At 71.2% G+C, this 3400-nt stretch carries 4 protein-coding genes; all 4 read right to left on the bottom strand.

The window, feature by feature from the left end:
* Positions 1-136: 136 nt before the first annotated feature.
* The 4 genes from AB0M20_RS33415 to AB0M20_RS33400 all read right to left on the bottom strand — a co-directional run bounded on the left by AB0M20_RS33415 (position 137) and on the right by AB0M20_RS33400 (position 3209).
* Positions 137-781, bottom strand: a complete 645-nt coding sequence (locus AB0M20_RS33415; RefSeq protein WP_364304329.1) for a GGDEF domain-containing protein — start codon at positions 779-781, stop codon at positions 137-139.
* Positions 782-893: 112 nt separating this feature from the next.
* The gene (locus tag AB0M20_RS33410) at positions 894-1694 is read right to left on the bottom strand and encodes a MarR family transcriptional regulator (RefSeq protein WP_364304328.1); all 801 of its coding nucleotides are present in this window, start codon (positions 1692-1694) and stop codon (positions 894-896) included.
* A gap of 230 nt (positions 1695-1924) precedes the next feature.
* Positions 1925-2263, bottom strand: coding sequence for an Lsr2 family protein (locus tag AB0M20_RS33405; RefSeq protein WP_364304327.1), 339 nt, complete (start codon positions 2261-2263; stop codon positions 1925-1927).
* 118 nt (positions 2264-2381) lie between these two features.
* Positions 2382-3209: a hypothetical protein gene (locus AB0M20_RS33400; RefSeq protein ID WP_364304326.1), complete on the bottom strand. Its 828-nt coding sequence runs from the start codon at positions 3207-3209 to the stop codon at positions 2382-2384.
* Positions 3210-3400: the final 191 nt, after the last annotated feature.

The following is a 3400-nucleotide window of genomic DNA, read 5'->3' as shown; positions in this document are numbered from 1 at the left end:
ACCGCGATGGTGAGCCCGGACAGTGTTCGGGTGGTCATGGCCGGTCACCTCCTTTGGGCACGGCGAATAGGCACGGCGAAGACCCGGTCGGTCAGGGGACCGACCGGGATCCGCTGGGTGGTGATTGAGTGGGTGGTCAGGTGCGCGGCAGGTCGCGGTAGCGGGTGTGCCGCGGCAGGCGAGGGCTGTGGGTGGTCGCGGCGTGGATGCCGGTGCCGGTTTGTTTCGCCTCGTACATGGCCATGTCGGCGGCGCGGAGCAGGTCGGCTGGGGTGGCGCCGGTTCCGGCGGTGACGTGCCCGACGCTGGCAGACACCTTCAGGTAGGTGTCAGCTACGGGGATCGGGTCGCGGCCGACCGCCTGCCAGGCGGTGTTGGCGGCGTAGGCGACGTGTTCGGTGTTGGTGCCGGTGACGAGCAGGGCGTATTCGTCGCCGGACAACCGGGCGGCCAGTCGCACCGGATGGGTGAGGGCGGTGAGGCGGCGGCCGACGGCGGCGAGGACGTGGTTGCCGTCTTCGTGGCCGTAGGTGTCGTTGATGGTTTTGAATCCGTCGAGGTCGAGCACGATCAGGCCGACGTGGTCGCCGTTGCGCAGCGCGCGGCGCAGCGCTGCCAGCAGGGCGCGCCGGTTGGGCATGCCGGTGGTGTCGTCGTGGTGGGCGAGGTGCTGCCAGCGGTTCAAGCTCTGCTGCTGGCGCCACAGGATCATGCCTGCGGCGGCGAGTCCGGCGAGGACACCGCCGAGGGCGGTGACGATCGACGTGAGGATGGGAGACACTTCAACGAGCTCCTTTCATGCAAGGAGCACCGGGGGCGGGCGTGAGCCGGGAAGTTCGACGCCTGCCCCCGGGCTACCCGAGACGGGTGTGCTGGTTGTCAGGTGCCGGTTGTCAGGTGCCGGCGGCGGCCAGCCGGAAGGTGGCGGGCTTGTCCGCCAGCAGCAGGGCTTGGCCGTTCTCGACGAGTTTGTGCGCGGCGTTGGCTACTGCTCCGGCGCTGGCTTTCTTCGCGTCGGTGCCCTCGTTGGCGTGGTCGATCAGCTTGCATAGTTCGCTGACCTTGTAGCCCTGGCCTGGGTGGGCCTCGAGGATGTCGAAGATGGCGCCGCGCAGGGAGCCTTTCGGCCGCCGGTCACCCGGCGCGGCTGCGCCATCGGCGCCGCGGTCGCCGTTCGTATGGTCGCCGTTCGTGTGGTCGCCGTCGTCGTGCGGGGCGGCACTGTTCGCGGCGACGCTGTCCACAGTGGGGGGCGCCGCGGCCCGGTCGTCGTCGGTCGGCATCTGGCTGGCGCCGGCGACGGACCTCTCATCATCTGGTGACGGGCCGGTGTCGTCGGTGGAGCCGGTGTGCGGTCCGGTGTCGGCGGGAGCCGGTGTTGCGGTCGCCGTGCCGGTGTCGAGGCCGGTGTCGAGGCCGTTGTGGCTGGGTTGCTGACGGCTGTCGTCCGCCGATGGCGTGCTGGTACCTGGGGGCGGTGCGGTGGTGGCGCGGCCGGTGTCGGTGAGCCGCCACAGGGTTTGCTGGTGGTCGTTGCGGTACTTCTCGGCGTGCCCGCTGGTTTCCCAGGCGCGCAGTTTCGGTGTCACGGTGGAGTAGGCCAGGCCGGTGTGTTCGGCGACGTGGGCGGCGGTGGCTTCGCCGAGGTCGGCGAGCGCGATCAGGACGCGGAAAGCGCTGTGGGCCGGAGCCACGGTGGCTACGGTGGTCGCGGGTGAGGCCATCACTGGTGTGTCCTTTCTGCTCGGATGGCGCGGGTCTGCGGGTCGGCGGGTGGTGCCGGAGGGTGCACTGATCCACGCTTCGACGTATCGCGTGGTCAAGTGCGCTGGGCGTTCGAGCGCGGCGGTCGGAGGCTGCGACGGGCGCTGTCTGCCGGCGGGTTGCGCCGTGCTCGGGTGTGCCCGAGGCGGTGCGGTGGCGGTCAGTTCGCGTTGAAGGCCTGGTAGACGGCCTTCGGGACCCGGCCGTTGGCCCGCCACGCCGGCAGCTGCAGGGTGGTCTGATGTTCGGCCCACCAGCGGCGCACCCGCACGGCGTGGGCGCTGACCGCCTGGGTCCGGCCGGCCGTGCTGGGTCGGCGGTTGGGCAGCCGTCGGGCGGCGGTGATGAACGGGGTGAGGGCGTCCTGTAAACGTTGCCGGTTCGCTGCGGACAGGTCGATCTTGTACTCGACGCCGTCGATGGTGAAGCGGCAGGTGCCGACGTCGTCGGTGCTGCCGTCGAGGTCGTCGATGACGATCTCCTCGGTGCGGGTGGCCATCGGGTGTTGTCCTCCTTGTAGTGGTGGTGCGTGCTTGTAGTGGTGGTGCGTGTCTGCGCGCCGGCGTCCGGCGGCGGTGCAGCGACCTGTCACCGACTGCTGGCGGTGACAGTTGCGGTCACGGCCGGTAGGGCTGGGTGGGGTCGGCGTGCTGCCAGGGCCACAGGTAGGCGCCGAGGGGGTAGTAGCCGTCGTCGTCGGGGGTGAGGTGGTCGGTGATCCTCGACGACTGCTGCCCGTCGCCGTGTTCGGCGACGGTCAGGACGTCGCGGTCCAGCCACAGGACGGGGTATTCGCCGGGCATGGGGTCGGTGTCGGCGTCCGGGTTGGCGTGGAGGGCGCGCAGGTCGGCGGTCATCCGGGCGATGGTGGTCCGGTGGAAGCGGGCGAGCAGGTCACCGGCGTCGGTGGTGTAGGCGTCGGCGACCAGCGCCGGGTAGGGCTGGTAGTCGACGCTCGGGCAGGTGACCTCGGCCGGGCTCCAGGTGGTGCCGGCCGGGACCAGGTCGTGCCGGCCGGTGACGGCGTGAACGTGGTCGGCGGTGATGAGGCGATCCGCGGCGGGTCCGATGTCGATGGTGATCCAGCTGTGCGCGTTGTGGCGGGCGCTGCGGAGCAGGTCGAGCACCGGGCTGGGGCTGCCGTCGGGCCGGGTCAGGGGTAGGTAGCCGGTGTCGTCGGGGCGGCGGCGGGAGACGCCGTAGCGTCCGCTGGTGTCGCGCCAGGTGTAGGCCTCGGCGGCGTGGACGGTGCCGTGCTCGCCGTACCAGGCCGGGACACCGTTGGAGGTGAGCAGGTCCATCACCGGGCTGCTGGTCCACACCAGGGCCGGGCCGGTCGGGGCCGCGGCATGGGCTTGTGCGCCGGTGATGCGGTGGGTGGGGCAGGACATGGCGTGCTCGGCCAACGGGAGGACGTCGTCGAGCCGGAACCACAGTGGGTGCATGCGTGTAGTACCTCCGTGTAGGCGGGTGGAAGAGGCAATGGCGGCCGGTTCGCCCGGCCGAGCTTGTGAGGCGCCCCATCTCGGGGCGTCCGGGCCGCCGTGGCGGCCCGTGGTCTCGCTGGCGTTGACCGCTCAGCTGGGGCCGGTGGCTCAGCTGACCTCGACGGTGGACATGGCCAGCGGCAGTAGCT

The organism is Actinoplanes sp. NPDC051633 (assembly GCF_040681735.1).
In the GTDB taxonomy this organism is placed as follows: Bacteria; Actinomycetota; Actinomycetes; order Mycobacteriales; family Micromonosporaceae; genus Actinoplanes.
Note: the sequence above shows the minus strand (reverse complement) of the source record. Positions and strands in the feature narration are given on the sequence as shown.

Coding starts and splice junctions, on each gene's coding strand:
- AB0M20_RS33405 (WP_364304327.1), bottom strand. CDS start 2,263: ATGGCCACCCGCACCGAGGAGATCGTCATCGACGACCTCGACGGCAGC.
- AB0M20_RS33400 (WP_364304326.1), bottom strand. CDS start 3,209: ATGCACCCACTGTGGTTCCGGCTCGACGACGTCCTCCCGTTGGCCGAG.